Annotated in this window: 21 protein-coding genes and 2 rRNA genes (1 of these 23 running past the window's edge); 5 read left to right on the plus strand and 18 right to left on the minus strand. The window is 43.0% G+C overall.

Annotated elements, in window-relative coordinates:
• Nucleotides 1–2,227: ribosomal RNA gene (locus tag AC3KVK_RS00195) — 23S ribosomal RNA — on the plus strand; it begins 657 nt to the left of the window's first position.
• A 130-nt stretch (nucleotides 2,228–2,357) separates the two neighbouring features.
• Nucleotides 2,358–2,472 (plus strand): 5S ribosomal RNA (gene rrf, locus AC3KVK_RS00200).
• 314 nt (nucleotides 2,473–2,786) lie between these two features.
• Here the strand turns inward: rrf and AC3KVK_RS00205 are convergent.
• The 14 genes from AC3KVK_RS00205 to AC3KVK_RS00270 form a co-directional block, all read right to left on the minus strand.
• Complete coding sequence (locus tag AC3KVK_RS00205; RefSeq protein ID WP_490313516.1) at nucleotides 2,787–5,999, minus strand: TonB-dependent receptor; 3,213 nt, start codon at nucleotides 5,997–5,999, stop codon at nucleotides 2,787–2,789.
• Between the two features lie 296 nt (nucleotides 6,000–6,295).
• Entirely contained in the window at nucleotides 6,296–6,559 is a 264-nt protein-coding gene (locus tag AC3KVK_RS00210) for a hypothetical protein (RefSeq protein WP_490313520.1), read from the minus strand.
• 53 nt (nucleotides 6,560–6,612) lie between these two features.
• Complete coding sequence (locus tag AC3KVK_RS00215) at nucleotides 6,613–7,251, minus strand: hypothetical protein (protein WP_490313515.1); 639 nt, start codon at nucleotides 7,249–7,251, stop codon at nucleotides 6,613–6,615.
• A gap of 69 nt (nucleotides 7,252–7,320) precedes the next feature.
• Nucleotides 7,321–8,013, minus strand: a complete 693-nt coding sequence (locus AC3KVK_RS00220) for a PspA/IM30 family protein (RefSeq protein WP_490313514.1) — start codon at nucleotides 8,011–8,013, stop codon at nucleotides 7,321–7,323.
• A 16-nt stretch (nucleotides 8,014–8,029) separates the two neighbouring features.
• Nucleotides 8,030–8,443 (minus strand): YjfI family protein, encoded by a 414-nt coding sequence (locus tag AC3KVK_RS00225; protein ID WP_490313513.1) that lies wholly within the window; start codon nucleotides 8,441–8,443, stop codon nucleotides 8,030–8,032.
• An 80-nt stretch (nucleotides 8,444–8,523) separates the two neighbouring features.
• On the minus strand, nucleotides 8,524–10,176 hold the full coding sequence (locus AC3KVK_RS00230; protein WP_490313519.1) for a polyamine aminopropyltransferase: 1,653 nt from the start codon (nucleotides 10,174–10,176) through the stop codon (nucleotides 8,524–8,526).
• Nucleotides 10,177–10,263: 87 nt separating this feature from the next.
• Entirely contained in the window at nucleotides 10,264–11,163 is a 900-nt protein-coding gene (locus tag AC3KVK_RS00235; RefSeq protein ID WP_490313517.1) for a DUF350 domain-containing protein, read from the minus strand.
• A 25-nt stretch (nucleotides 11,164–11,188) separates the two neighbouring features.
• Complete coding sequence (locus tag AC3KVK_RS00240) at nucleotides 11,189–12,142, minus strand: CHAD domain-containing protein (protein ID WP_490313512.1); 954 nt, start codon at nucleotides 12,140–12,142, stop codon at nucleotides 11,189–11,191.
• Nucleotides 12,143–12,323: 181 nt separating this feature from the next.
• Nucleotides 12,324–13,526 carry a dipeptidase gene (locus AC3KVK_RS00245; RefSeq protein ID WP_490313511.1) on the minus strand — a complete coding sequence of 401 codons (1,203 nt, stop codon included), beginning with the start codon at nucleotides 13,524–13,526 and terminating at the stop codon, nucleotides 12,324–12,326.
• Between the two features lie 81 nt (nucleotides 13,527–13,607).
• Nucleotides 13,608–13,859 (minus strand): YheU family protein, encoded by a 252-nt coding sequence (locus AC3KVK_RS00250; protein WP_490313510.1) that lies wholly within the window; start codon nucleotides 13,857–13,859, stop codon nucleotides 13,608–13,610.
• Nucleotides 13,856–14,830: a hydrolase gene (locus AC3KVK_RS00255; protein ID WP_490313509.1), complete on the minus strand. Its 975-nt coding sequence runs from the start codon at nucleotides 14,828–14,830 to the stop codon at nucleotides 13,856–13,858. The genes AC3KVK_RS00250 and AC3KVK_RS00255 overlap by 4 nt, the downstream gene beginning before the upstream one ends.
• Before the next feature lie 106 nt (nucleotides 14,831–14,936).
• A complete protein-coding gene (locus tag AC3KVK_RS00260; RefSeq protein ID WP_490313508.1) occupies nucleotides 14,937–15,077 on the minus strand; it encodes a hypothetical protein in 141 nt (46 codons plus the stop codon).
• Between the two features lie 74 nt (nucleotides 15,078–15,151).
• Entirely contained in the window at nucleotides 15,152–15,637 is a 486-nt protein-coding gene (locus AC3KVK_RS00265; RefSeq protein ID WP_490313507.1) for a TIGR02444 family protein, read from the minus strand.
• On the minus strand, nucleotides 15,621–17,537 hold the full coding sequence (locus tag AC3KVK_RS00270) for an ATP-binding cassette domain-containing protein (RefSeq protein ID WP_490313506.1): 1,917 nt from the start codon (nucleotides 17,535–17,537) through the stop codon (nucleotides 15,621–15,623). Before AC3KVK_RS00270 ends, AC3KVK_RS00265 begins: the two co-directional genes overlap by 17 nt.
• Before the next feature lie 162 nt (nucleotides 17,538–17,699).
• Between AC3KVK_RS00270 and AC3KVK_RS00275 the strand changes: the two genes are divergently transcribed.
• Nucleotides 17,700–17,900 carry a YheV family putative zinc ribbon protein gene (locus tag AC3KVK_RS00275; protein WP_086745989.1) on the plus strand — a complete coding sequence of 67 codons (201 nt, stop codon included), beginning with the start codon at nucleotides 17,700–17,702 and terminating at the stop codon, nucleotides 17,898–17,900.
• Between the two features lies 1 nt (nucleotide 17,901).
• Here the strand turns inward: AC3KVK_RS00275 and AC3KVK_RS00280 are convergent, their stop codons facing one another.
• Together AC3KVK_RS00280 and AC3KVK_RS00285 are read right to left on the minus strand one after the other, a co-directional pair.
• Nucleotides 17,902–18,117 carry a SlyX family protein gene (locus tag AC3KVK_RS00280; RefSeq protein WP_490313505.1) on the minus strand — a complete coding sequence of 72 codons (216 nt, stop codon included), beginning with the start codon at nucleotides 18,115–18,117 and terminating at the stop codon, nucleotides 17,902–17,904.
• Nucleotides 18,114–19,103, minus strand: coding sequence for a WD40 repeat domain-containing protein (locus tag AC3KVK_RS00285; protein ID WP_490313504.1), 990 nt, complete (start codon nucleotides 19,101–19,103; stop codon nucleotides 18,114–18,116). Before AC3KVK_RS00285 ends, AC3KVK_RS00280 begins: the two co-directional genes overlap by 4 nt.
• 186 nt (nucleotides 19,104–19,289) lie before the next feature.
• Here AC3KVK_RS00285 and fkpA point away from each other — a divergent pair, with 186 nt between their 5' ends.
• Nucleotides 19,290–20,048: an FKBP-type peptidyl-prolyl cis-trans isomerase gene (fkpA, locus tag AC3KVK_RS00290; RefSeq protein ID WP_490313503.1), complete on the plus strand. Its 759-nt coding sequence runs from the start codon at nucleotides 19,290–19,292 to the stop codon at nucleotides 20,046–20,048.
• Nucleotides 20,049–20,097: 49 nt separating this feature from the next.
• On the opposite strand, the gene rsd is transcribed toward fkpA, so the two are convergent.
• Nucleotides 20,098–20,571 carry a sigma D regulator gene (rsd, locus tag AC3KVK_RS00295; RefSeq protein WP_490313502.1) on the minus strand — a complete coding sequence of 158 codons (474 nt, stop codon included), beginning with the start codon at nucleotides 20,569–20,571 and terminating at the stop codon, nucleotides 20,098–20,100.
• 398 nt (nucleotides 20,572–20,969) lie between these two features.
• Here rsd and hemE point away from each other — a divergent pair, with 398 nt between their 5' ends.
• Entirely contained in the window at nucleotides 20,970–22,034 is a 1,065-nt protein-coding gene (gene hemE, locus AC3KVK_RS00300) for a uroporphyrinogen decarboxylase (protein ID WP_490313501.1), read from the plus strand.
• Between the two features lie 63 nt (nucleotides 22,035–22,097).
• On the opposite strand, the gene AC3KVK_RS00305 is transcribed toward hemE, so the two are convergent.
• Nucleotides 22,098–23,480, minus strand: a complete 1,383-nt coding sequence (locus AC3KVK_RS00305; protein WP_490313500.1) for a TonB family protein — start codon at nucleotides 23,478–23,480, stop codon at nucleotides 22,098–22,100.
• Nucleotides 23,481–23,572 lie beyond the last annotated feature (92 nt).

Below are 23,572 nucleotides of genomic sequence, written 5' to 3' on the forward strand. Positions count from 1 at the left end.
CCGAAACCCGGTGATCTAGCCATGGGCAGGTTGAAGGTTGAGTAACATCAACTGGAGGACCGAACCCACTAACGTTGAAAAGTTAGGGGATGACTTGTGGCTAGGAGTGAAAGGCTAATCAAACCGGGAGATAGCTGGTTCTCCCCGAAATCTATTTAGGTAGAGCCTCGGACGAATACTTACGGGGGTAGAGCACTGTTAAGGCTAGGGGGTCATCCCGACTTACCAACCCTTTGCAAACTCCGAATACCGTAAAGTACTATCCGGGAGACACACGGCGGGTGCTAACGTCCGTCGTGAAGAGGGAAACAACCCAGACCGCCAGCTAAGGTCCCAAAGTGTATGTTAAGTGGGAAACGATGTGGAAAGGCCCAGACAGCCAGGAGGTTGGCTTAGAAGCAGCCATCCTTTAAAGAAAGCGTAATAGCTCACTGGTCGAGTCGGTCTGCGCGGAAGATGTAACGGGGCTAAACATACCACCGAAGCTGCGGCTGCGTACTTATGTATGCGGGGTAGGGGAGCGTTCTGTAAGCCGTTGAAGGTGAACCGGGAGGTTTGCTGGAGGTATCAGAAGTGCGAATGCTGACATGAGTAACGATAATGCGGGTGAAAAACCCGCACGCCGGAAGACCAAGGGTTCCTATCCCATGTTAATCAGGGTAGGGTGAGTCGACCCCTAAGGCGAGGCGGAAACGCGTAGTCGATGGGAAACGGGTTAATATTCCCGTACTCGGCATGAATGCGATGGGGAGACGGAGCAGGCTAGGCAAGCATGGCGTTGGTTGTCCATGTAAAAGTAAGTAGGTTGAGAACTTAGGCAAATCCGGGTTCTTAAGACTGAGATACGAGACGAGCTACTACGGTAGTGAAGTTGTTGATGCCATACTTCCAGGAAAATCCTCTAAGCTTCAGTTCATGCTGAATCGTACCCCAAACCGACACAGGTGGTCAGGTAGAGAATACTAAGGCGCTTGAGAGAACTCGGGTGAAGGAACTAGGCAAAATAGTACCGTAACTTCGGGAGAAGGTACGCTGCTGACGGTGATAGGACTTGCTCCTTAAGCTGTTGGCAGTCACAGTAACCAGGTGGCTGGGACTGTTTATTAAAAACACAGCACTGTGCAAAATCGAAAGATGACGTATACGGTGTGACACCTGCCCGGTGCCGGAAGGTTAATTGATGGGGTTATCTTCGGAGAAGCTCTTGATCGAAGCCCCGGTAAACGGCGGCCGTAACTATAACGGTCCTAAGGTAGCGAAATTCCTTGTCGGGTAAGTTCCGACCTGCACGAATGGTGTAACCATGGCCACGCTGTCTCCACCCGAGACTCAGTGAAATTGAAATCGCAGTGAAGATGCTGTGTACCCGCGGCTAGACGGAAAGACCCCGTGAACCTTTACTACAGCTTGGCACTGAACATTGAACCTACATGTGTAGGATAGGTGGGAGACTTTGAAGCAGCGACGCTAGTTGTTGTGGAGTCGTCCTTGAAATACCACCCTTGTAGTTTTGATGTTCTAACGTAGGCCCCTAATCGGGGTTGCGGACAGTGCCTGGTGGGTAGTTTGACTGGGGCGGTCTCCTCCCAAAGAGTAACGGAGGAGCACGAAGGTTTGCTAAGTACGGTCGGACATCGTACGGTTAGTGTAATGGTAGAAGCAAGCTTAACTGCGAGACGGACAAGTCGAGCAGGTACGAAAGTAGGTCATAGTGATCCGGTGGTTCTGAATGGAAGGGCCATCGCTCAACGGATAAAAGGTACTCCGGGGATAACAGGCTGATACCGCCCAAGAGTTCATATCGACGGCGGTGTTTGGCACCTCGATGTCGGCTCATCACATCCTGGGGCTGAAGTCGGTCCCAAGGGTATGGCTGTTCGCCATTTAAAGTGGTACGCGAGCTGGGTTTAGAACGTCGTGAGACAGTTCGGTCCCTATCTGCCGTGGGCGTTTGAGAATTGAGAGGGGCTGCTCCTAGTACGAGAGGACCGGAGTGGACGAACCGCTGGTGTTCGGGTTGTCATGCCAATGGCACTGCCCGGTAGCTACGTTCGGAATCGATAAGCGCTGAAAGCATCTAAGCGCGAAGCGAGCCTCGAGATGAGTTCTCACTTGGAGTTTAACTCCACTAAAGGGCCGTTGGAGACTACAACGTTGATAGGTAGGATGTGGAAGCGCTGCGAGGCGTTAAGCTAACCTATACTAATTACCCGTGAGGCTTAACCATACAACGCCAAAGTGGTTTGTATGAAGCACTGATGAATAAGCAAGAAGTTAGATAGACTGAAGTAGACAATTTTAAAATCAGCCTTCCGAATTTAGTTTTACGGCGAAAGCGGTAAAGCGGCAAAATTTTGCTTGGTGACAATAGCGTTTTGGACCCACCTGATCCCATTCCGAACTCAGTAGTGAAACGAAACAGCGCCGATGGTAGTGTGGGATTACCCATGTGAGAGTAGGACATCGCCAGGCTCCTATTAAGAAAAGCCCGACTCAATGAGTCGGGCTTTTTGCTGTCTGGTGTTTAATCTCATCGCGTTACACTCTGGTAGCATCATTCATTCTATTTCTTACTGTACATACCTATTATTCGACACTGAGCTCAATTGCCGATTGTGTGATATCTAAATCTGAACAGATATGAATTTATTTTAAGGTTAAGGGCTGCAGATGAAAGCGTTTGGCATGATTAAAATAGGTTTGAAGTAATAATCTTGATAAGGAGGGCTTTAAAAGAACACCAGGGTATAAACCGTGGTGTTCGATTGAGTAATTTGATTAAACTTTTAGAATGTTGCTCTTACGCTGAGTGCAAAGCGGCGGTCAGTAGTGAAACTAAGTGCTTGAGTTCTTGTTCCATCCTGATCCATTTGATATTGAGTTTTTGTTTCAGTATCTAACAAGTTACTGCCTTCAATGCCAATCTTCCAATTATCGTTGATGGTGTAGTATAAGCTCGCATCCATCATCCCAGACGCTTCAGCGTACGCAGGAACATACTCCTCAGATTCACGCAGTGTCAGTAAGTACTCTGAGCGCCATGTATATGCAAGACGAAAAGAAATGTCCTGATATTCATACATTCCAATCAAGTTGAGATTTTGATCTGAGTATCCTTGTAGAGGTAAATCGCTAAAGACTCGGAACGTGTTGCGATTGTCTGCAATAGGATTGCCGTTTTCATCAAAGCCTAAAGTACCATTTGATATTTCATTTGGATCCTCTAAACCATTCTGATCGATATAGGTATAGTTAAACTGAAATCCTAAACCGCTCCATGCACCTGGGAGCATGTCGTAAAATTGTGAGTAGGAGAACTCTGCACCGCGAATCTTCCCTGAGCCTGTATTTGCAGGCCCATACGCAGAGACATTATATTGTTCACCGTTGTAAGCAATATCAAGATCAAAAGCTCGATTGCGTATGATGTCGTCTAATTTTTTGTGAAAAAGGCCAACCGTGACATAACCCGCTGGTGCAAAATACCATTCAGTAGTGAGATCGAGATTAACGGCTTTTTCAGGTTCGATATAGGTATTGCCAGATAACGCAGAGAGTTCAATGTCATCTAACCCAACAACTGGGTTATTTACTTCGTCATAATCAGCGCCTGGGGTTTGTAGTCTACGAGTGTAATCAAGGTTAATAATACTGATGTTACGTGCATCTACTAAGCTTGGGTAATACAAGGCTTTAGAGGCACCAAAACGTACTACGACATCATCTGATACTCCTAAACTTAAGTTCAAACTCGGTAGAACGGACGAGTAGTCCGTTCCATCAACCGTTGAAAGCTCAGATTCACCAGTTGCTAAGTCATAATATCGTTTATATTCAGGTTGTTGCATGACATTATTCAATGACGATCCAGGCTCGCCTCGCTTAATTTCAGGTGGCTGAACCAACGCACCTGTCGATTCTAGCTGGTAGTTGACATATCGTAAGCCGATGTTTCCCACTAATGGCATATCTTGAACTAAAAAGTCGAAGTCACCTCGAATATAAAACTCAGTGCGTTTTTCATTGGTTGAACTAATATTGTGCGCAGCATAAGGACCTTCAACTCGGTTTGGTTTGTCTTCATAAGGGACGTATGTGCCTGTACAGCTGCCATTGTTGGCGGCGCTATTTGTTGCATTATGCCAACGATCTCTACACCCTTGGCGCAATGATTCAGCATAATTTTTTACTAAGTCCATACGAGGGAACAGGAAGTTGTTCACATTACCTTGGAGTACTTTACCATTGTAATAGTCTGAAAAATCGACCCGTTCGAATAACTCTGGGCGCTCGATTGCAGAGGCTGCGTTTCTATCAGCTTGAACCCATGGGGTACCAATCGCTGACCAGCCTTCATAAGCCGTATCTCTTACAGTTAAGTCTTTGTCGGACAAATAAAGCCCTGATTTAACACTTGTAAAAGCTCCATCGAGTTCATAGTTAAGATCAAGCTGAAAGCTATCTGATTTTGCGGTGTTGTGTTCAACTTGCTCCATGCCACTACCAAGGAAAAGGTTCGGTACAGGACCATTCCAATCCTCATTTGGTGAATATCCTGGAGTGAGAATATTATCATTTAGAAATTCAATTGTTGGGCGTGAACCGCGAGTATCTAAGAAGTATGGCGAGACAACATGGACATGGTTGCCCCGAGTTTGGCCTGACATACTGTAATTTTGCACTTCTTTTTCAGAGTCAACGTGCTGATAGTCTAAATCGATAGTCAGGCGGTCGATGGGCTTAATTGTTACCTTAAACGAGGTATCTTCAACCATATTCTCGTTGTAATTCCAGCGACTACGGTAGAAAAAAGGTGTTTCTGGACTGACACCCAGCGCAATACCCGAAGTAACAAAGCCGTCATCAGTAGTCAGTGGAAAGCCATTAGCTTCGTCATTCATCCAGTTTTGAGAAGAGCCCATGAAGCCCTTAAAGCCTTGTGCAGCTTGTCCTATTTGGCGTTCATTCCACTCTAATGACGCTTTTGAACTGATGTGCTCAAGTGTTGCGACGATGGTTTCATCTGTGTTGGCCCATTGTAAAGATGTTGTGATCCCTGTTCGTTTACGATCATTGGTTGCGGTACTCATGTGAACTGCAACCGGAACATGCCAAATACTACCTGCAGGCTGACCGGGTAAAGCCGGGCCATCGACAGGTGAACTTGGATCGACGCCCGTAATCCCACCCCACTGATCAGTCGTTGGTAAAAATGCATCACCACGAGAATGGAAGTTACCTAAACCTACTCCATCGCCACGAGTCTTGTATTCAGATTGTGAGCCAGCGATCAAAAAGCCAAACCTACCAGCTTCTGTTTCCCAAGTATCGGAAAATAATGCAGAGAAAGATGGGGTGACCTCTTCGCGTAAATCACCATAATTTGCTTTTGCATTAAATGAGATTAACTGTTCATCAGAATCAAATGGTTTACGAGTAATTAGGTTGACGGTCCCTGCAATACCACCGGAAATCAGATCTGCCGTTTGGTTTTTAACGACTTCAACCGCGCCGAGTAATTCAGCAGGAAAATCTTCATAGCTCAATCCACCTGATGGATTAGCGCTGAAGGCATCACGGCCATTGACCTCTGAACGGACACGATCTAGACCGCGCACCAGTACACCTGTACCTTCATCAGCATAATGTTTTGGGTCATCTGATGATGCAAAGCGTTCAATCGTCACACCCGGCACCCGTTGAAGTGCTTCGGTGACCGATTTATCGGGTAAGGCGCCAATATCGGATGCGGTAATAACATCTTTGACTGTATCAGCATAACGCTTGAGATTTTGAGCGCTAAAAATACTTCCTCGAATACCTTCGACTTCGATGACTTCAATTGGCTGTTCTTTTTTTACTTTATTGACATCGCTGTCACTGTTGGGCGTAGTTTCTGCAGCCAAAAGCAAAGGGCAAAGACCCAAAATGGCAGATGTAACTGCAAGGCTAAGCCTCGACCGTTTGACTGTGTGTTGATTGAACGCTGTATTTGACATGCTTTTCCCTTTTTCTTGTTGTTGTCTGATTTATCTTGTCAATAGGATATCTACAGGGCTGAAAAACGACCCGACATACCAAGCTAGTTACAAATAATATTTTAGTGTTGCGTAATAAATAACATAAAATAAACCATACCTCGTTACTTTTTAACATGTGGTTAAAAAAAGTAAATACTTTTAGTCAAAAAATATCGGGACAAAAGGTTGGGTTAATCTTAACTTTTATGAAGAATGACGTGGTTAAATGAAAAACCCGCTACAGCGGGTTTTGAATGTAAGAGTTGTGTCTACAGTTATTTGGTAGGTTTTGTATGCTGAATTAGTAACTCTGCGACTTGTTGCTTTACGGCACGCTTATCATCAGGATCAACATCAAAGCGTTGTGCCAGTTGTATAATTTCTTCATCGCTTAAATTAAACGATAATCGTTGACGTGTTTTTTTTGATTTAACATCTAAAGCAAGTATTTTTCTGATCATATCTGAAGGCGTTAGCTCTTCGTCAATCGCTTGTTTTTTTATGCTTTTTTGAACTTCACTGCTTAAGTCAAATGCCATTTGCGTGGCACGAACAGCTTGTTCTTGCCGTTGCCATTTGGCCTGTTTATCTGTCACGATGCCTGTCCTGGGAATAAGTCTACAATATCACTAATCGGACGGCTTAAAGTCAGCGATACCTCAGTCTCACCCCCTTCCCAGATTTCGATATTAATACTGTGGTTTTCATCATCAGACATCAAACTGATCACCTCGCAGGGTTCACCGCTTTCGTCCTGATACCGCGGCAATGATAACTGGCGGTAATCTTTATTGTGAAAATAACAAACATAGGGTGCTTCTGATTGCTTGTATGATGACGCTAAAAAGCGCTCAAAAGTCTCTGGTGTCGAAGCTGTCGTAATGTGTGTTAATTCTTCTTCATCAAATATACGAGCAAATTCATCGAGTGTGAAAATCTCAGCCACATCATCGCGTTGGATTTTGATCGAAAAATTAGCAAACTCTTCGCCATCTTCACGTTCAATTTGTAGAAATACCACGTTTCCTGATTCGCTTTCTAACACGAATTCGTACTCGGCACTGTGTTGATATTGGTATGTTTGGACATCTGTTACTTTTAAGGTCTGTCCTTTTAGCCAGTTAGGGTAAGCAAAGGAATCAATTAACGTCAGCATATCACCGGTTTTTAACTGGCTAGCGTGAGTGAGTTGGCGCTCTACCGGCTTTTTAGATTTAAAAAAACCAAACATAATTCACCTGTTGATTAAAGTTGATAGACAAAAAAGGAGGCTAAGCCTCCTTTGAATTTACGTTATAGCTTATTGCGCTTGTTTCGCTTTGATGCGAGCGAGGATATCGCTACTTTTTTGGTTTTGCTCACCAATGCCTGCTTCGGCTAATTTAGCTTTTAAATCATCGCCATTTGTTGCAGCTTCAAGTTGTTTTGCTGCCCCTAACTGATCTTGGCGATCTTGTTGACGCTGTTTAATACGCTCCAGTGACTGGCGAGCATTGGTCATTGATGACTCGTTGGTGTTTAATGTGCTGTTGACCGCCATGGTCGCTTTTTGCACGCTTTCTGTGGTCTTAACCATAGTGAGCTGACGCTGGTTTTCTTTAATTGATTTCTCAGCATCTTTAACTTGTTGCTTTAATGCCACAATATGATTGCTGAATCCGGCTAAGACTTGGTCGTGCTCGGCTTTTTCAGTTTCGAAATCACCAATCTTTTCGGCGATTTCTAGTGCTAAGGCTTCGTTGCCTTTTTCAAGCGCCTGACCTGCATAGGTTTCGTGCTCTGCAATGCTGTCATTTAATGCACTGATTTTGCGTTTAGTTTGCATTTCTTTAGCCATGACTTCAGTCAGGCTCTTTTTCGCTTTTTGTAATGCATTTTGTGCATCGGCGATTTCTTGCTCAAAAATGCGGATACCGTTGGCATCAACGATTGACTCACCAACTTCTCTTGCACCACCACGAACAGCTGTAAATAATTTCTTTAAAATACTCATAATTTTTACTCCACCATTATTCGTTTAAATAAGCTGTAACGGCATCTAATGCATCAATTGCATTATCGGCCAATGTCACTAACTCATGCGTAACTTCATCAAATGATGAACTGACGGCTAGGGCACCAAAAATGGCGTATTGATCGTCAATTTTGGCAAAAGCACTTAAAGGAATCGGAACATTCAGCTTTAAAAGTGCTTCGTTTAATTCATTTCTTAATTCAGTTTTGACTTCGCTTTCGTTAAACAAATAGCTGATGCATAACAACTGTTCTTGTGTTTGTGTAACGAAAATAGGTAACTCGTCATTTCCATCTACAATCACTTGTAAAACTTCTTGCTCACCTGGATTGGCGATTAAGAATGATTCAAAGTTTGCGCCTTCGGTTTCGAACGACGCCAGTTTGATTGATAATTCGTTTAAATCCATCTTTTTTACCTTATTCACTTTGACATAATATGTCTGAGTTAAGATTTGCACAGGTGACATATTATGTCAACACTGTGCTGTTAATTTTTATATAATTCAGATTCTGTTTGCCATGCTTGACGATAATAATCATACAGAACACCAGAGCCCAACCTGTTGACTTCTATCTCTTTATTTGAAGAAAAAAAGTTGTTTGGAAACGCAAAAGCGGCGTGTAAATATTTTTGATTAACCCAGTTACTTTGCACTGGGAAATCACTTACTTGAGCAATGCGCGCACTGGCAGGTTGGCCACTTCGGGTGGCTATCGTCCATCCCCACTGTCCAAATGACGGAATATTTTGCTGATATTGCTCTACATGGGCAAACCCGGCATGTTTGACTGTTTTAGCAATACTAATAAACGCTTTTTTTGCGTGATAGGGGGAGGTTGATTGGATCACTAACGCGCCATCAGGTGCTAAAAGTTGTTTAACATGGTTATAGAAATAATCACTGTACAGTTTGTTGAGATCTGGGTGATTTGGGTCGGGTAAGTCAATGATGATGCTATCAAACTGTAAGCCTTGGTCGAGCATGTGCTCCACTTCTAAAAAGGCGTCAGCGACAATTACTTGTGCACGTGTATCGTTCAAAGCATCGTGATTTAACGTAATCAATTTGTCTGTAATTGCCTGTGGCGTTTGAAATTTAGTTCCTTTTAGTCCAAATAGGGACAGAAGCTGCCCATCCAAATCGACTAAGGTGGCTTGTTTAACAGGCCATTTGAGGACATCTCGTAGGGCTAAGCCATCGCCGCCACCAATTATGAGCACGCGATCATGGCGGTTGGCTGCTAACATCGCAGGGTAGACTAGCATGGTGTGGTAAATTTGTTCATCTGCACTGGAAAACTGTAAGCGGCCATTGAGAAATAAATCATTAATAGGCGCGGTTTGTGTGCGACTTAAACGCTCAGTAATCACCACATGTTGATATTTGGTTGACTCTGAATAAATCACTTTATCTTTATAAAGTACATTACTGAGGTCTTTCATCCAGGTGGTTGCATAGAACAAAAAGAGTGCAAATAAACCCAGTAGTAGCAGATGACAAATGAGTAATAATTTCGCGAAACGGACATACTGATGATAGCGCCATAAAAAAATCAGCCCCGCAATCACATTAAATAATGCAGTCCAAGCAGCCGCTTGCATAATTGGAAGTGCCAACATCACAAGTACCCAAATAGCGGCGCCGACTCCTGCGCCGATGTAATCGGCACCGTAAATAGTTCCGGCGTTGTTCTCTAAAAACCGGCCATAAACGTGTTGACGGATCCGTGCAATCAAAGGGATTTCCATACCAATAAAGATGCCGAGTATTAAACCAAAAATATACGGCAAAAAGCGGGCAAAACTTTGAAATTGCTCAAACAAGGCACCATCAAGTACGGCGTCTGCAGGCAAATTGTATAGGCTTGCAAAGGTATGGGGGAGCGTGTAACTCACGGCAATGATGCTAGCGATAATCAAAATGCTGCTCATACCAAGCAGGGCAATTAGGCTTTCTAACCACGCAAATGCAGTGAATGGGTCTTTAAACCAGCGCGCTAAAAATGCGCCTATCCCCATAGCGACAATCATGGTGCCGATCATGGCATAAATAGCACTTTCAACTGATCCGAGAATACGGCCAGCGTAATGAGAGAGTAAATATTCATAGATAAGGCCGCAACCAGCGAGGATGGCCATGACACTAATCAGGAGGATGTCGTGACCTAGCAATTTGAGATTGCTGGTCACAACAGGTGTGCTAGGTGAAGTTGATGTCGTCAAGATTTAGGCACCGAGTAACGTCGCCATTGTGATACCCACAGCAAAGGAAATCGCTGCGGATATGGTTGCTACCCCTATATTTTTTTGGCGATTGACTTCATCGGAAATATCTTTGCCCGCTAAAATGACTTTAATCATTACAAGGTGCAAAATAATGAAAGCCACTAAGCTAGCAAGCGCTGAAAGCGTCCAATAAATTAAGCTTGAATTGATATTGTCCGCGATGTACGGGGCAATCCCTGTGGCTGCGGTGAGCGCCAGGGCACTACCAATTAAAAAGCCAGCATAACGAATACCTACAGCGATATTGTTATCTAAAATGGCTTGCTGTAAACAATCGCCATTGCGGTTAGTGCGTTTGTAAAGTTGCACACGATATTGGCTAATCAGCAACATACAGATATTACCAATCACAAATGCGGCAATCACGATAGGTAAGCCATACCAGCCTTCGGTTAATACCCAAATAAGAGCAGAGCGAATGACAATAGCGACACTGATAACATGACCAAAGTCGATAAGGGCTGCTGTGATATTCCCCTTGATGATCTCATCATGTAAGTTAACCTTTTGTAAGGCGACCTTATCTTGGAAGAAGTGGCCTAACTTAATCAGTACGATACCTATTAGTCCATACCCAGCCATTTGTGTGGCTTCTTGTAGTAATGAATCAGCGAAGGCGCCGCTGGTGACACCCGTCAGTACAATAGCTAAACCAGCCAGTCCTCCAGCAAAGCTTAAGCCAAAGGCAAAGTTATCTTTTTCGGTAATTTCATCGTTGGCGTGAAGGTTTGATACCCAGCCTTTGATAAATTTGAGGCTGACAAACAGCGCAACAATAATTACAAAATCTATTAAAAGTGCTTGAATTGACCAAGCTGTTAATCCGTTAATTTGGTACATATTTTTAAACTCCGCTACTGATGCGTTATTTGCCTCGGCTGACGCCGCGCGAGGTTCTACTTGAGCTGTTGCGCACTGAGCCTGAACTCGATTTTGCATAACTACTCGATTTTGAGTAACTGCTGCGCGTGGCTGGTGGGGTGTGACTACTGCGGCTTAAACCTGATGCCCCTGTTTTAGTTTTTGCGTATGGGCTAGTAAATTGTTTGCCTTGGCTTTTATAGGATTGGCGCGTACGATTTTCGACAGTAGTCTGCTGCTTATACTGTTTATAGCCAGTGTAACGTTTGCGGCCATAGTCATTGTAATAGCTATATTTTCGGCGTTTGCTCCAACTGCCGTATTCAATGGCACCGACAACATCACCAAACATACGGTACATGCCATACCACTGCCAAAAGCTAATGCCATTTGAGTTTGTTTGCCATTGACCGTAATTGGCATTACCGACCAGCTGATTTCCAGCTCCAGCGAGATCGCCATTTGCTGCATCTTCTGCGGCTTTGCTAATGGCACCTACGCGGGCAAGCGAGCCATTAGACATATCAGCCAAAACGTTGATCGGATCGGTCAAGGCATCTGCAAATAAGCTCAAACTGGCGGCTTCCTGAAGTAAGGACGCTTGTTCGATGATGTCTGCACTACTAAGTGCTGGATCGGGATTTTTGAGATCATTGAGCCGAGTAAGTAGATTTTGATATAGAGGACCTTGCTTGGTCGCATCTTGCGCGACCAGTTGTGCAATGGCGCTCAGTTGAGGGTTAGTTTGACTTAATACTTTGCCGTACTCACTAAGAAGTTTAGCATTACGTATTTGTTGGTTATCAAGCGCATCACCTAAGGTATTGATCTCTTGTGAGGCTTGCTCGAGTGTGTATTTGATTGTTTGTTGAGTGCGTTCTTCTTTTGATTCGCATCCCAGCATTAAGCTAAACAAACAAAACAGACTGATAAGTTTCCAAGCTTTTAAATCGGACATTCATTGTCACCTGATCTGCTGCTGTTAATCGTTCGATGATCAGTTTTACATAGCTCTTTGAGATAACCAAGATTTCAGTGACTAAAATTGTATCTTTTTATTTAGGTAGGCTGTTAATTTTGTTTAAAGTTTAACTCATTCTATCGTGACGCACTGACATTCAGTGCGTTACGTATTCATATTAATGTCGCGCCGCATACTCTTCGACAGCTTGCCAGACACGAAGCACATTACCACTGAGAATTTTTTTGATATCTGCTTCGCTATAACCTCTGTCGAGTAAGCCTTGCACTAAATTTGGGTAGCTTGCGACATCTTTTAGACCTATGGGTAAAGAGTCGCCTACACCATCGTAGTCTGAGCCAATACCCACGTGCTCGATACCAATTAATTTCACGACGTGGTCAATGTGATCAAGCACTTGCGCAAGAGAGGCAAACGGGTATGGGTTTTTGGCTAAGTAGGCCTTTCGAAAGTCTTTAACGGCTGAACTTTCGGCGCCATTGTTTTGCTCCGCTTCTTTGCGTTTGGCTTTAAACTGGTCGCCCCAAGCCCCCGCTGTGGCAGTAACAAAGCTCGATCCAAAGTTTATTTGGATCACGCCGCCATTTTCTTTTAAGGCTAGGAGCATTTTGTCATCCATATTGCGCTCGAATCCGGGCGTATATTTTCGTAATGAAGAGTGTGATGCGATGACGGGGACTTTTGAAATAGCCATGACCTGATAAAAAGCTTCATCAGAAATATGCGAGACATCAACCATCATGCCTATTTTGTTCATTTCACTTACTAGCTCTTTCCCAAATGGGCTCAATCCTTGCCATTGGCGGCGTAGGTCGTAGGACGAATCGGAAATATGATTGCTTTGTGAGTGTGCCAAAGTGATATAACGAACGCCACGTTGATAAAAATGGGTGAGGTTTTCTAGTTTCCCCTCGATTGGCGAGCCATTCTCCATCCCCATCGGGAGTGAAAGTTTGCCTGCTTTAAAATGATCATGGACATCTTTGACAGAATCAGCAATGGCAAATTTTTCTGGCGCGCGGCCGACAATGGCTTCGACATAATCAATGAGTTTATTGGCCAGTGCGTAAGAACCCCCCGTTTTTTCGAGCCCTGCAGGAATATAGATAGACATAAATGGGGCGTTGAGTCCGCCTTTTACTGCACGTGGGTAGTCAAAATCTCCGCCCGCGGCTTGGCTTACATCTTCCCACTTATGCTCTAAGCGATAAGGGACGTCGATATGTGTATCGACTAAGATGGTTTGTTGGGTTAATTCAATGGCGCGTTTGGAAGCTGGGGTAAAGTCTGTTTCAGAGTGAGGTTGTGCTAGGGTGGTGTAGCTTAACGCTATTAAAGAGATTCCAGTGATGAGTTTCATGGTTTTTTCTTATTGTTTATAGTGAAAAAACCATTGTGTGAGTTTATTTATGGGCTTACAAGTTCTGCGCGATAAATAACGTTAAAAATCAGAGCTAGGGTATTGTTCTTCAGGTTGTTCTGCAAAGGTACGCGCGGTCATGATATTGGCGCTTTCATGCAGCTCAGAATAAACAATGACCACTTCTCCAGATTTTAACTGTTGACGTATTTGGGCAATTTTATCGTTGGTAGAGTATTCAAGTTCGCCATAGTCGGTCCCTTCGCGCAAAATGAACTCTTTGATCAAATTGTCGAGGGTGTCTTTTGCTAAGGCGTCATAAGGGATAATCATAATAAGGTTCGCTTAAAAAAGGCTGGGATTTTCTGCTCGAGCCAGAATACGGGTTTAAACGGGTTTGCACCACTAATAAAACCAACATGACCGCCTTTTGGAGAAACGGCGAGTTCGACATGTTCACTGACCTCTTCAGGAAGTGGGACGGCTTGGCTTGATAGCATTGGATCGTCTTGGGCATGCACTATCAGTGTCGGGGTTGCGATATCTTTTAAATAAGGCTTCGCGCTAGATTGCTGATAATAATCGGCTGCATCTTGAAAGCCATGCAGTGGGGCTGTCACACGATTGTCAAATTCAAGTAAATCGTTAATGTTAGCCAGTTCATTACTGCTTAATTGTAAGTGGGCCTCGAGCGTTGGTAATTTGCGCGCCGTAGATTTTTTTAAGCGGCCCAGTAAATAGCGTTGGTAGATTTTCGCTAAGCTTTTGCGAATGACCTGACATGAGCTCGCTAAATCGAGGGGGGCAGAAATAACAGCGGCTGCGCTGAGTAAGCTGTGATGTTTGAATTCCCCTAGGTATTTCGCTAACACATTGCCTCCGAGCGAAAAGCCAACAGCTACTAAGGGTTTGTGTGGAAAACGTGCTTTTAATGTTTCAAACAGGTAACGAGCATCGGTTGTTTCACCACTGTGATAGGCGCGGGGTAATAAATTAGCTAATTTAGAGCAGTTTCGAAAGTGCATCAGTACCACATCAAAGCCACTGCTATGCAAGGCTTTCATCATACCTTTTGCATAAAAGCTATCGATATTACCTTCTAAGCCATGAAAAACGACAGCTAATGGGCGTGTATCACTTTTTATCGCTGGTGTAGTCCACGCGAGCTCAAGGAAGTCGTGATCAGGGGTAGAGAGCGTTTCATATTCGACGTTTAACGCGAGTTTTGGGCGAAAAAATCGAGGTAGTATGGTTTGTGCATGCTTGTTGCTCATCCACCAAGCGGGTTTAAAACTAGCGTTCATAATCCTAAAGATGTTTTGAAATACACCCGCGCAGTGTATCAGAAAAAAATAAAGCACCAAACTAAGCGAGCTTAGTTTGGTGCTTTAGCGCGTCGTGCTTAACTCGTTACTCAGGCACTTCAGCCTCATTAATTTTTTTGACGAAATAGACCACGTAAAATAGGCACAATGCAATCACTACACCTAAGATCCCAAACGACATAAATAAAATGGGGTCGCTAAAAAAATCTCTAAAAAATACGTTCATGGTGTTTCTCCTATTTCTTCAATAAAGTAAAGATATAAGAGGCTGGACGAATAAGACCTGATTTAGATCAAGGTTTATTCGGCTGAAGATATGAGCTGGTGGAGAATTTGATTTAGATCAGGTTTTTCAGCTAATGCACCATGGCTAATGTAAAGCGCCAGATTATCGGCCTTTTCATAATGGTGTGGCTTGAATTGATGATAGGCCTCGATAAGTAAACGTTGTTCTTGTTGTTCAAAGCTCAATTCGGTGGCCAGAATTTGAGCGCGCATGACATCATAATGAGATGAGGTTGCATGGTGCGCCTTGAGCTGCGCTCTGATCGTGCGAAGCGGTATTGTAAATTGGGTATTAAAAGGGGTAAGTGCTTCGGTTAACTGTGTTAACTGCGATGCGGATAGTTGTATGTTTAAACTATTTAAATACAGTAAAAAAAGGCATAGGTTGACGTTTTTATTATCGACATTTTGCCATTCTAATAGGGTTTTCGCCACTTGGGGGTGGCGATAAATATCGAGACTAAATTGCCAAAAAGCGTGCGTGTTAATCACAGTCGGCATGAAAAGCGCTTTCTTTATTCTCGAGCTCTTCTAGTAACTCGAGAAGCTGCTCTTCAATATCATTGTGTTCAGGAACAAGCTTTGCTTGTTGCGCCAATAGTTGCGTTAATTGTGCTTTATTGTCTGCTTCATACAACGTGCCATCGGCCAAGGCCATTTCGATCTCACTGAGTTGTGCCGTGCTTTTATCGAGTCTACTTTCTAATTGGCTGATTTTCTTTTTTATTGGCTGCACTTCTTTACGAAACTCTGCTTCGCGACGCTTTTGATCTTTACGATTAACTGCGCTGTGGCTTTTATCGTTTTTGGGCTCCATTGCTGAGTCTGTTTTATTTGCGGCTAATAACCATTGATAATATTCATCTAGATCGTAACCAAAGGGGGTGACCTGACCTTGGTCGACTAGGTAATACTCATCGGCGGTATTTTTGAGCATATGGCGGTCATGCGAGACTGTAACCATTGCCCCTTTAAAGCCTTGCAGAGCCATTACTAAGGCGTGTCGCATTTCGAGATCTAGGTGGTTGGTTGGCTCATCCAGAAGTAACAGATTCGGTTTTTGATAAACTAACATCGCTAAGACTAACCGAGCTTTTTCGCCTCCAGAAAAAGGAGCGACAGGTTCAAGCGCTTTATCACCAAAAAATGCAAAGCCACCAAGGAAGTCACGAATTTTTTGTTCTGGCGCTTGGGGGTCTAAGCGCTGGATATGCAAAAGGGCGCTGGCAGTTAAGTCGAGGGACTCAAGTTGGTGCTGGGCAAAGTAGCCAATGTTAAGCCCTTTATGTTGGAATACTTCACCACTTTGTGGTGCGAGTTCTCCAGAAAGTAGTTTGATTAAAGTCGATTTCCCTGCGCCATTACGACCAAGTAGTGCAATTCGGCTTCCAGGTACTAAGTTCAGTTTGATGCTGTCTAAAATCGTAATCTCACCGTATCCTGCTTTAGCTTGATCGAGCGTCATAAGCGGGTTGGGAAGCGCTAAAGGTTCGGCGAATTCAAAGTCAAAAGGAGAGTCGACGTGAGCCGGAGCGAGCTTTTCCATACGCTCAAGCGATTTAACCCGGCTTTGGGCTTGCTTGGCTTTACTGGCTTTTGCTTTAAAGCGAGCGATAAATTTTTCGAGATGAGCGATTTGCTCTTGCTGTTTTTCAAAGCTCGCTTGTTGTTGTGCTAATCGTTCTGCTTTTTGGCGTTCGAATTGTGAATAATGGCCTTTGTAGACATTGATTTTTTGGTTTTCAATGTGCCAGATTTCATCAATGACGGCATCGAGGAATTCTCTGTCGTGAGAAATTAGCACTAAAGTACCGGTATAGGCTTTTAAAAATCGCTCTAACCAATAGACGGCATCAAGATCTAAGTGATTTGTTGGCTCATCAAGTAATAATAAATCGGCTTCAAAAATAAGAGCTTGAGCTAAATTGAGGCGCATGCGCCACCCACCAGAAAAAGAACTGACAGGTAAGGTAATTTGAGCGTTACTAAAACCTAAACCGTGTAAAAGCTCACCTGCTTTGGCTTCAATAGAGTAACCACCAACGACCTCGAGTTGCTGGTGGACTTTGGCAAGCAATTCGCCGTCTTGATTTTTTTCAGCAAAGTGTAATTGTTCACGAAGTTTGTAGTAGTTAACGTGACCTTGCAATACATACTCAAGCGCAGATATTTCTAATGCTGGGGTTTCTTGTTTGACTGAAGAGATACTCCAATCCTTTGGCACTTTGCAATCACCACTATCTAGGTGCAACTCACCTTTGAGTAATGCAAATAAACTAGATTTACCACATCCATTGGCTCCTACTAAGCCGACTTTATGACCTGGGTATAAAGTAGCATTGGCGTCTTTTAATAGAGGCTTTGCACCGCGTAGAAGTTCGAGTTGCGAAATTTGGATCATGATATGTTCTATAGCATTGAAAATTGGCATTAGTATATCAAGCAAGCGATCGAAATGGTTATAGCTAAACGTATTAAATGTAGCTTCGGCGATAATTAGCGCTGTTGTGTGCACGTAAACAGGGTTAAAATAGTGAGAGAGTCAGTCGTGTTGGGCGCAATAATGAAGCAAAAAAAACGTTTTATAGCAGGTGCTGTGTGCCCTGAATGTCAAACCATGGATATGATGCAGCTTTATAAAGAGCATGATGTTGAAAAAGTGGAGTGTTTATCGTGTGGTCATAAAATGACTCAGCCAGATGGAGCGGTGCAAGCATCAACACGCCAGTTTGAGCAAGTCATTGGCGTGTTTAAGCCTGAGTAGTTTAATAGTGCGGCGGCGGAGGCTCGACTAATTGTGCGTCGCCACTAGGTGCATTTTGAACTTCTTTAATTTTTTCGGCTAATAACTGGGTTTGACGCTGAATAATCGCAATGATTTTTTGGTGTTCTCGGATTTCGTCATTCAAAATATCAATGGTTTCATCTTGGAAGGCCACTTTGGCTTCTAATTCGTAAATTCGGGTTTCTAAATCACTCATTGTTTCTTCTCTATTTGCCAAGTTTCCGCTAGGCCACTGGAACTTTCGCTAATAATAGTGTGTCCATCAGCTTTGAAGGCGACATCATACACCACCGCCGATTGAGGTCGAGACTCTTTTCGGGGAGTGACGTACCATGTTTGTAATTGTTGACCTGTTTTTGCATCCCAAAGTGCAATTTTTCGTGTTGGTGAGCCCGTTAAGAGTAAGCTGCCATCGTCATTAAAGCGTGCGGCACTGAAAATTTGCTGACGACTTGTATATTGCAAGTTAGAAATCATTTGCCCTGTTTGCAAATCCCAAATGCGAGCCTGTTTTTGACTATCGGCTGTAAATGCATAGCGCCCTTTGGGATCTAATGTCACTCGGGTAACTCTACTTGGATGGTTAAACCGGTGGATCACTTGTGCTGTACGTGTGTCCCATAAAAATGCAGCATAATCATTAGAACCAGTGAGGGCGTAATAACCGTTAGGGGAAAGGTCGACTGCATTAATTTTCTCTTGGTGGCCTAAAAACTCAATGCGTCGGCCTGTTTGCATATCGATATGCACGACGACACCATTACTTTTACCGTACAACACGTGGCGCCCTTGGTTACTCACAGAGATATCGCGAATCGTTGAATCTTTGATTTTCCAAAAACCTATATTTTCTCCGTTGTTGATATCCCATAACGCAAAGTTTCCCTTGTCGGCACTGATTGCGACACTGTTATCGAAGCTGATGTCAGTGCTGAGCACTAAATTATCTTCTACTTGCTGGTGGCTCCACTGATATTTCAGTCCATTTTTGTTCAGGTCCCATAAAGCCAAGCCATGAGAGACTGATGAAACGAGGCTCAAGGTTCCATCATTGGACAAGCTTGCATCATAGGCACCTTGTACGGCGTGCTCGGTTGCATTGCTTGGTAATTCTGATTGGTTACCGCAAGCGGTTAAAGAAGCTGCTACTAGTAAGCTAAAAATAGTGCGATATATCGTCATTTTGCGCGTATTTTTCCTTAACTCTTGCCAAGCAAGAGGTTAGACTAAGGGGCGATTTTGGTCCCAGGCTGTTTTAATAACTATTTCATAACGAACTAGTTATGTGAGCAGCCTATCACGTTGGCCGTTATTTTTAATTAGTTAAGTATAGAGAATTGGCTACCAAATGGTATGTCGGAGACAATAATGAAAAAAACACTAAAGTTATCTTTGATCGCAGCGTCTGTACTCGCTCTTACAGCCTGTAATCAAGAAGCCAAAAAAGAACAAGCGGTAGAAGTTAAATTAGAAACTGCTGCACAGCAACAAGCATACGGTATTGGTGCATCTGTGGGTGGATTTTTAAATAAAGATCTAGCAGATAAAAAAGAACTCGGTTTTGAGTTAGACCAAGCTTTATTAATCAAAGGTTTTCAAGATGCGCTAGCGGGCTCTGCAAAAATCGATGATGAAAAAATCCGTGAAGTATTAACACAACTAGATACCGACGTGCGCGCTAAGCAAGCCGAGCAAGCAAAAATAGAAGCTGAAGAAAACAAAGCTAAAGGTGTTGCGTTTTTAGCTGAAAATGGCAAGCGTGAAGGTGTAACGACGACTGAATCTGGATTACAGTATGAAGTGATTACTGCTGGTGAAGGTGCACAACCTGCTGAGACAGATGTTGTTGTTGTTCATTACAAAGGAACGTTAATTGACGGCACTGAGTTTGATAGCTCTTATAAGCGCAATGAGCCAGTGAACTTCCCACTTAACCGCGTAATTAAAGGTTGGACTGAAGGTGTTCAACTAATGAACGTGGGTTCTAAGTTCAAGTTTGCGATTCCGTCTGAACTGGCATATGGCGATCGCGCAACAGGCTCTATTCCTGCTCACTCTACTCTTATCTTTGAAGTAGAGTTATTAGATATTGAACAGCCTGAACAAGAAGCGGCTGCAAGCGAATAAGTTGCGGCTATTCTTTTTAAATAAAAAAACGGGATTAAATCCCGTTTTTTTATTTGTCTAAATGATTTGAATATAAATTGTCAATTAGCTCATCTTCGAATTCAAAACGTTGTTCAAGGACTTCGCCAAGCTCTGAAAGATCATTATCGAATTTCGAAAAGTCTTGGCCTTTTTTGGCATCAGCATATTGATCATTAAAATTTAGCGCTAAGTCAGTTGAACTTGCTATTTTTGGATAGAGAGTCTTCGCAAGCGCTAAACTTTGTGGTCCCTTTTCCTCACAAGCCTGAACGATATCGTCATAAATTTCAAAATGCCCAGCAGATAAGTAATCAACAAGGATTTGACAGAAACTTTGAATTTCATCTTTATCAGGCAATGCATTATCACTGCGCTCGTAAGGTGGCAAACCAACAAGTTTACAATATTGTACTAATAACTCTTGACGTTCTTCTAACCATGAATCAATAACGGAGTGGGATCCACCCCAAGACTCTTGGGCTTTTTCTAGTCTTGTTAGCATATTCAATCTCCCTTGCGAACCTAACGTTTTCTCTATAACAATGAAATATGAACAAAAGATCAACTGATTTTTTACAATTCAAGCAGATAAAATTTAAGTTGCTGATATCTATGGTTTTATTTTTTTAGGGTTAGGAGGTGGAAATTACGCTTTTTTATTGATTTAGAAAAGAAAAAACCACCCGAAGGTGGTTTAAATTCTTTTGCTGACTTGTTTAAACAAGTTCTTATTATTCTTATTTACTAGCGCATTTATTTTATAACAATTAATTTACTTAACTGCAACTGTTTATTTTAAAATTTATGTAATAGTTTGATCTTGCACATAGAGCGCGGGCTATCATAATGATACAATTATTGGATTAAAGGGGATTACCCCACTAGCAGAATGAGAACTTTATGAGCGAACTTAAAAACGATCGTTATTTACGTGCCTTATTGAAACAACCTGTGGATGCAACGCCTGTCTGGATGATGCGACAAGCTGGCCGTTATTTACCAGAGTACCGCGCACTTCGCGCTGAAGCGGGTGACTTTATGAGTCTGTGTAAAAATGCTGAACTAGCTTGTGAAGTCACACTTCAGCCATTACGCCGTTTTCCGCTTGATGCTGCTATTTTATTTAGTGATATTTTAACGATCCCCGATGCTATGGGCTTAGGCTTATATTTTGAAACTGGTGAAGGCCCGAAATTTGAGCGCCCCATTTTAGATATGCGTGACGTAGTCAATCTACCTATCCCTGATCCTGAACAGGAATTAGGTTATGTCATGAATGCTGTGCGTACAATTCGCAGAGAGCTCAAAGGGGATGTGCCATTAATTGGTTTCTCTGGTTCTCCTTGGACACTTGCAACCTATATGGTTGAAGGGAGTAGTAGTAAAACATTTGGTAAAATTAAAAAGATGGCGTTTGCCGAGCCAGAAATTTTGCACATGCTACTCGATAAACTCGCTGATTCGGTAATTCTGTATTTAAATGCGCAAATTAAAGCGGGTGCGCAATCTGTTATGATTTTTGATACTTGGGGAGGGATTTTAACTCCTCGTGATTACCGAGAGTTTTCTCTTGGTTATATGGAGAAAATCGTTGATGGTTTGATCCGCGAGTATGACGGCCGTAAGGTTCCTGTCACATTATTCACTAAAAATGGTGGGATGTGGTTAGAGGCAATGGCTGCTACTGGTTGCGATGCATTAGGATTAGATTGGACGATAGATATTGCTGATGCTAAGGCGCGTGTTGGTGACAAAGTGGCATTACAAGGGAACATGGATCCTGCCATGTTACACGCCAGCCCTGAGCGAATTCGTCAAGAAGTACAGAAAATTCTTGATGGTTTTGGTGCAGGTAGCGGACATGTCTTTAACCTTGGGCACGGTATTACACCGGATGTTGATCCTGAAAATGCAGGTGCATTTATTAATTCTGTCCATGAACTATCTAAGTTATACCATCTGTAATCACTTTTATCGGTCATTAAAAAAGGAGCCTAAGGCTCCTTTTTTAATGAATTAAGTTAAGGGTTAATATGAGAGTCTGGCGCCGTTTGCCATCATCGCAGCTTTTCCACCTTCAATTAGGTTCAAATAACTACGGGTTGGCCAGTTTCGTTGTTGGGCTTCTTCAAACGCTTGCTGAAGCAACTCTTCGCCTTGTTCTACGCGACCCAATTCACTGTATGATGCCCCTAGCACCGAAAGCAGCACTGGGTGAGTCGGATCTAAAGAGCGTGCAAGCTCAGCGTATTTTATCGCTGATTGGATATCACGTATTTTAGGGTTGTCTGAAAATGCAAGTAAGTGCGCATATTCAGTCATTGCTGGAAGATACTGATTATGTGTCGCTTCTTTTAGAATATCGACGGCACGTAATGGGTTGTAATGAACACTTTCATAGTTCAGTAACGTTTTAGCTAACTGAAATTGAGCACGGTAGTTGTCACCTTGGCTCGCTTTTTCTAACCAATTAAATGCTTTACGTTCATCTGGTTGACAGCCTTCGCCATTATCAAAACAGTGAACTAAACGTAGTTGTGCGTCATTATTGCCGTTTATTGCGGCTTTGTAATACCAATCGATTGCTTGCTCGGAGGGGTTTTCAATCATTTCATGTTCAAGCATAAGTGCATAACGTGCTTGTGCATAGCTGTTGCCTTCATCGGCTAGTGCTTTGAGCTTGCCTGTATATTCTTCAAGTTGTTTTTCATACTTGCGATGATTTGAACTGCTATTACTTTTAATTTTAAAGGTGTAAAACAAGTCGTTCACGCGGTCTGGTTCACCGTTACGTCTTTTAACCGGTTTAAATTTCCACTGTTTAACAGCATCAAGTACATAGTCATCAATTGCATTTTTTGGAAACGAAGCCAAAATCCGCGCATCTTCAACATGACCGCTTTCATTAACATTATAGGCTACAGTGGCCCATGCACTTTGCGCAGCGATAAGTTCATTTGGGTAATCGGGCTCGATTTTATTAAGTATCGTGGCACGCTCAGGATAAAAACGAGAAGGTTTTATGATTGGAGCATAGTGTTGTTGATGAAGTTTTTTACCGTATAGCTTAGATATAGCACGGTAACGATCTTTGCCTTCCTTACGTGAAGGAATGACTTTACGTAAAACGCTATATTTTTCTGCAGCAGCTGCATTATCAAAATCTTTAGCGACTAAGTACCAAGCGTAAGCTTGAGTGATATCTTTATCTACACCCAGGCCTTGCTCATATAAAGAGGCGAGTTGAAACTGTGCTTCTGGGTGCCCTGTTTGAGCTAACTTGGTCAATTCTGTTGCGGCATCAGTGTAATTTTTTTCACTGAGCAATCTTTTCGCTGAGTCAAAGTCAGCAAATACAGAGGTAGAACAAAATGTTAAAGCGGATAAAAACCCTAAAGCAGCACATTTCATCTTAACAGCCTATTATTATTCTTATGATGAAATTTAGTTTACAAGAATTTTACACGGAAACAATAGTCAGCAATAAAAAAGGGCACAAAATG

It is taken from the genome of Pseudoalteromonas sp. J2K-J979, assembly GCF_058169715.2.

Excerpts from the sequence above, each read along its gene's own strand:
- AC3KVK_RS00205 (WP_490313516.1), bottom strand. The coding sequence starts at position 5,999 with ATGTCAAATACAGCGTTCAATCAACACACAGTCAAACGGTCGAGGCTT.
- AC3KVK_RS00210 (WP_490313520.1), bottom strand. The coding sequence starts at position 6,559 with ATGGCATTTGACTTAAGCAGTGAAGTTCAAAAAAGCATAAAAAAACAA.
- AC3KVK_RS00215 (WP_490313515.1), bottom strand. The coding sequence starts at position 7,251 with ATGTTTGGTTTTTTTAAATCTAAAAAGCCGGTAGAGCGCCAACTCACT.
- AC3KVK_RS00220 (WP_490313514.1), bottom strand. The coding sequence starts at position 8,013 with ATGAGTATTTTAAAGAAATTATTTACAGCTGTTCGTGGTGGTGCAAGA.
- AC3KVK_RS00225 (WP_490313513.1), bottom strand. The coding sequence starts at position 8,443 with ATGGATTTAAACGAATTATCAATCAAACTGGCGTCGTTCGAAACCGAA.
- AC3KVK_RS00230 (WP_490313519.1), bottom strand. The coding sequence starts at position 10,176 with ATGGCCATCCTCGCTGGTTGCGGCCTTATCTATGAATATTTACTCTCT.
- AC3KVK_RS00235 (WP_490313517.1), bottom strand. The coding sequence starts at position 11,163 with ATGTACCAAATTAACGGATTAACAGCTTGGTCAATTCAAGCACTTTTA.
- AC3KVK_RS00240 (WP_490313512.1), bottom strand. The coding sequence starts at position 12,142 with ATGTCCGATTTAAAAGCTTGGAAACTTATCAGTCTGTTTTGTTTGTTT.
- AC3KVK_RS00245 (WP_490313511.1), bottom strand. The coding sequence starts at position 13,526 with ATGAAACTCATCACTGGAATCTCTTTAATAGCGTTAAGCTACACCACC.
- AC3KVK_RS00250 (WP_490313510.1), bottom strand. The coding sequence starts at position 13,859 with ATGATTATCCCTTATGACGCCTTAGCAAAAGACACCCTCGACAATTTG.
- AC3KVK_RS00255 (WP_490313509.1), bottom strand. The coding sequence starts at position 14,830 with ATGAACGCTAGTTTTAAACCCGCTTGGTGGATGAGCAACAAGCATGCA.
- AC3KVK_RS00260 (WP_490313508.1), bottom strand. The coding sequence starts at position 15,077 with ATGAACGTATTTTTTAGAGATTTTTTTAGCGACCCCATTTTATTTATG.
- AC3KVK_RS00265 (WP_490313507.1), bottom strand. The coding sequence starts at position 15,637 with ATGCCGACTGTGATTAACACGCACGCTTTTTGGCAATTTAGTCTCGAT.
- AC3KVK_RS00270 (WP_490313506.1), bottom strand. The coding sequence starts at position 17,537 with ATGATCCAAATTTCGCAACTCGAACTTCTACGCGGTGCAAAGCCTCTA.
- AC3KVK_RS00275 (WP_086745989.1), top strand. The coding sequence starts at position 17,700 with ATGAAGCAAAAAAAACGTTTTATAGCAGGTGCTGTGTGCCCTGAATGT.
- AC3KVK_RS00280 (WP_490313505.1), bottom strand. The coding sequence starts at position 18,117 with ATGAGTGATTTAGAAACCCGAATTTACGAATTAGAAGCCAAAGTGGCC.
- AC3KVK_RS00285 (WP_490313504.1), bottom strand. The coding sequence starts at position 19,103 with ATGACGATATATCGCACTATTTTTAGCTTACTAGTAGCAGCTTCTTTA.
- fkpA (WP_490313503.1), top strand. The coding sequence starts at position 19,290 with ATGAAAAAAACACTAAAGTTATCTTTGATCGCAGCGTCTGTACTCGCT.
- rsd (WP_490313502.1), bottom strand. The coding sequence starts at position 20,571 with ATGCTAACAAGACTAGAAAAAGCCCAAGAGTCTTGGGGTGGATCCCAC.
- hemE (WP_490313501.1), top strand. The coding sequence starts at position 20,970 with ATGAGCGAACTTAAAAACGATCGTTATTTACGTGCCTTATTGAAACAA.
- AC3KVK_RS00305 (WP_490313500.1), bottom strand. The coding sequence starts at position 23,480 with ATGAAATGTGCTGCTTTAGGGTTTTTATCCGCTTTAACATTTTGTTCT.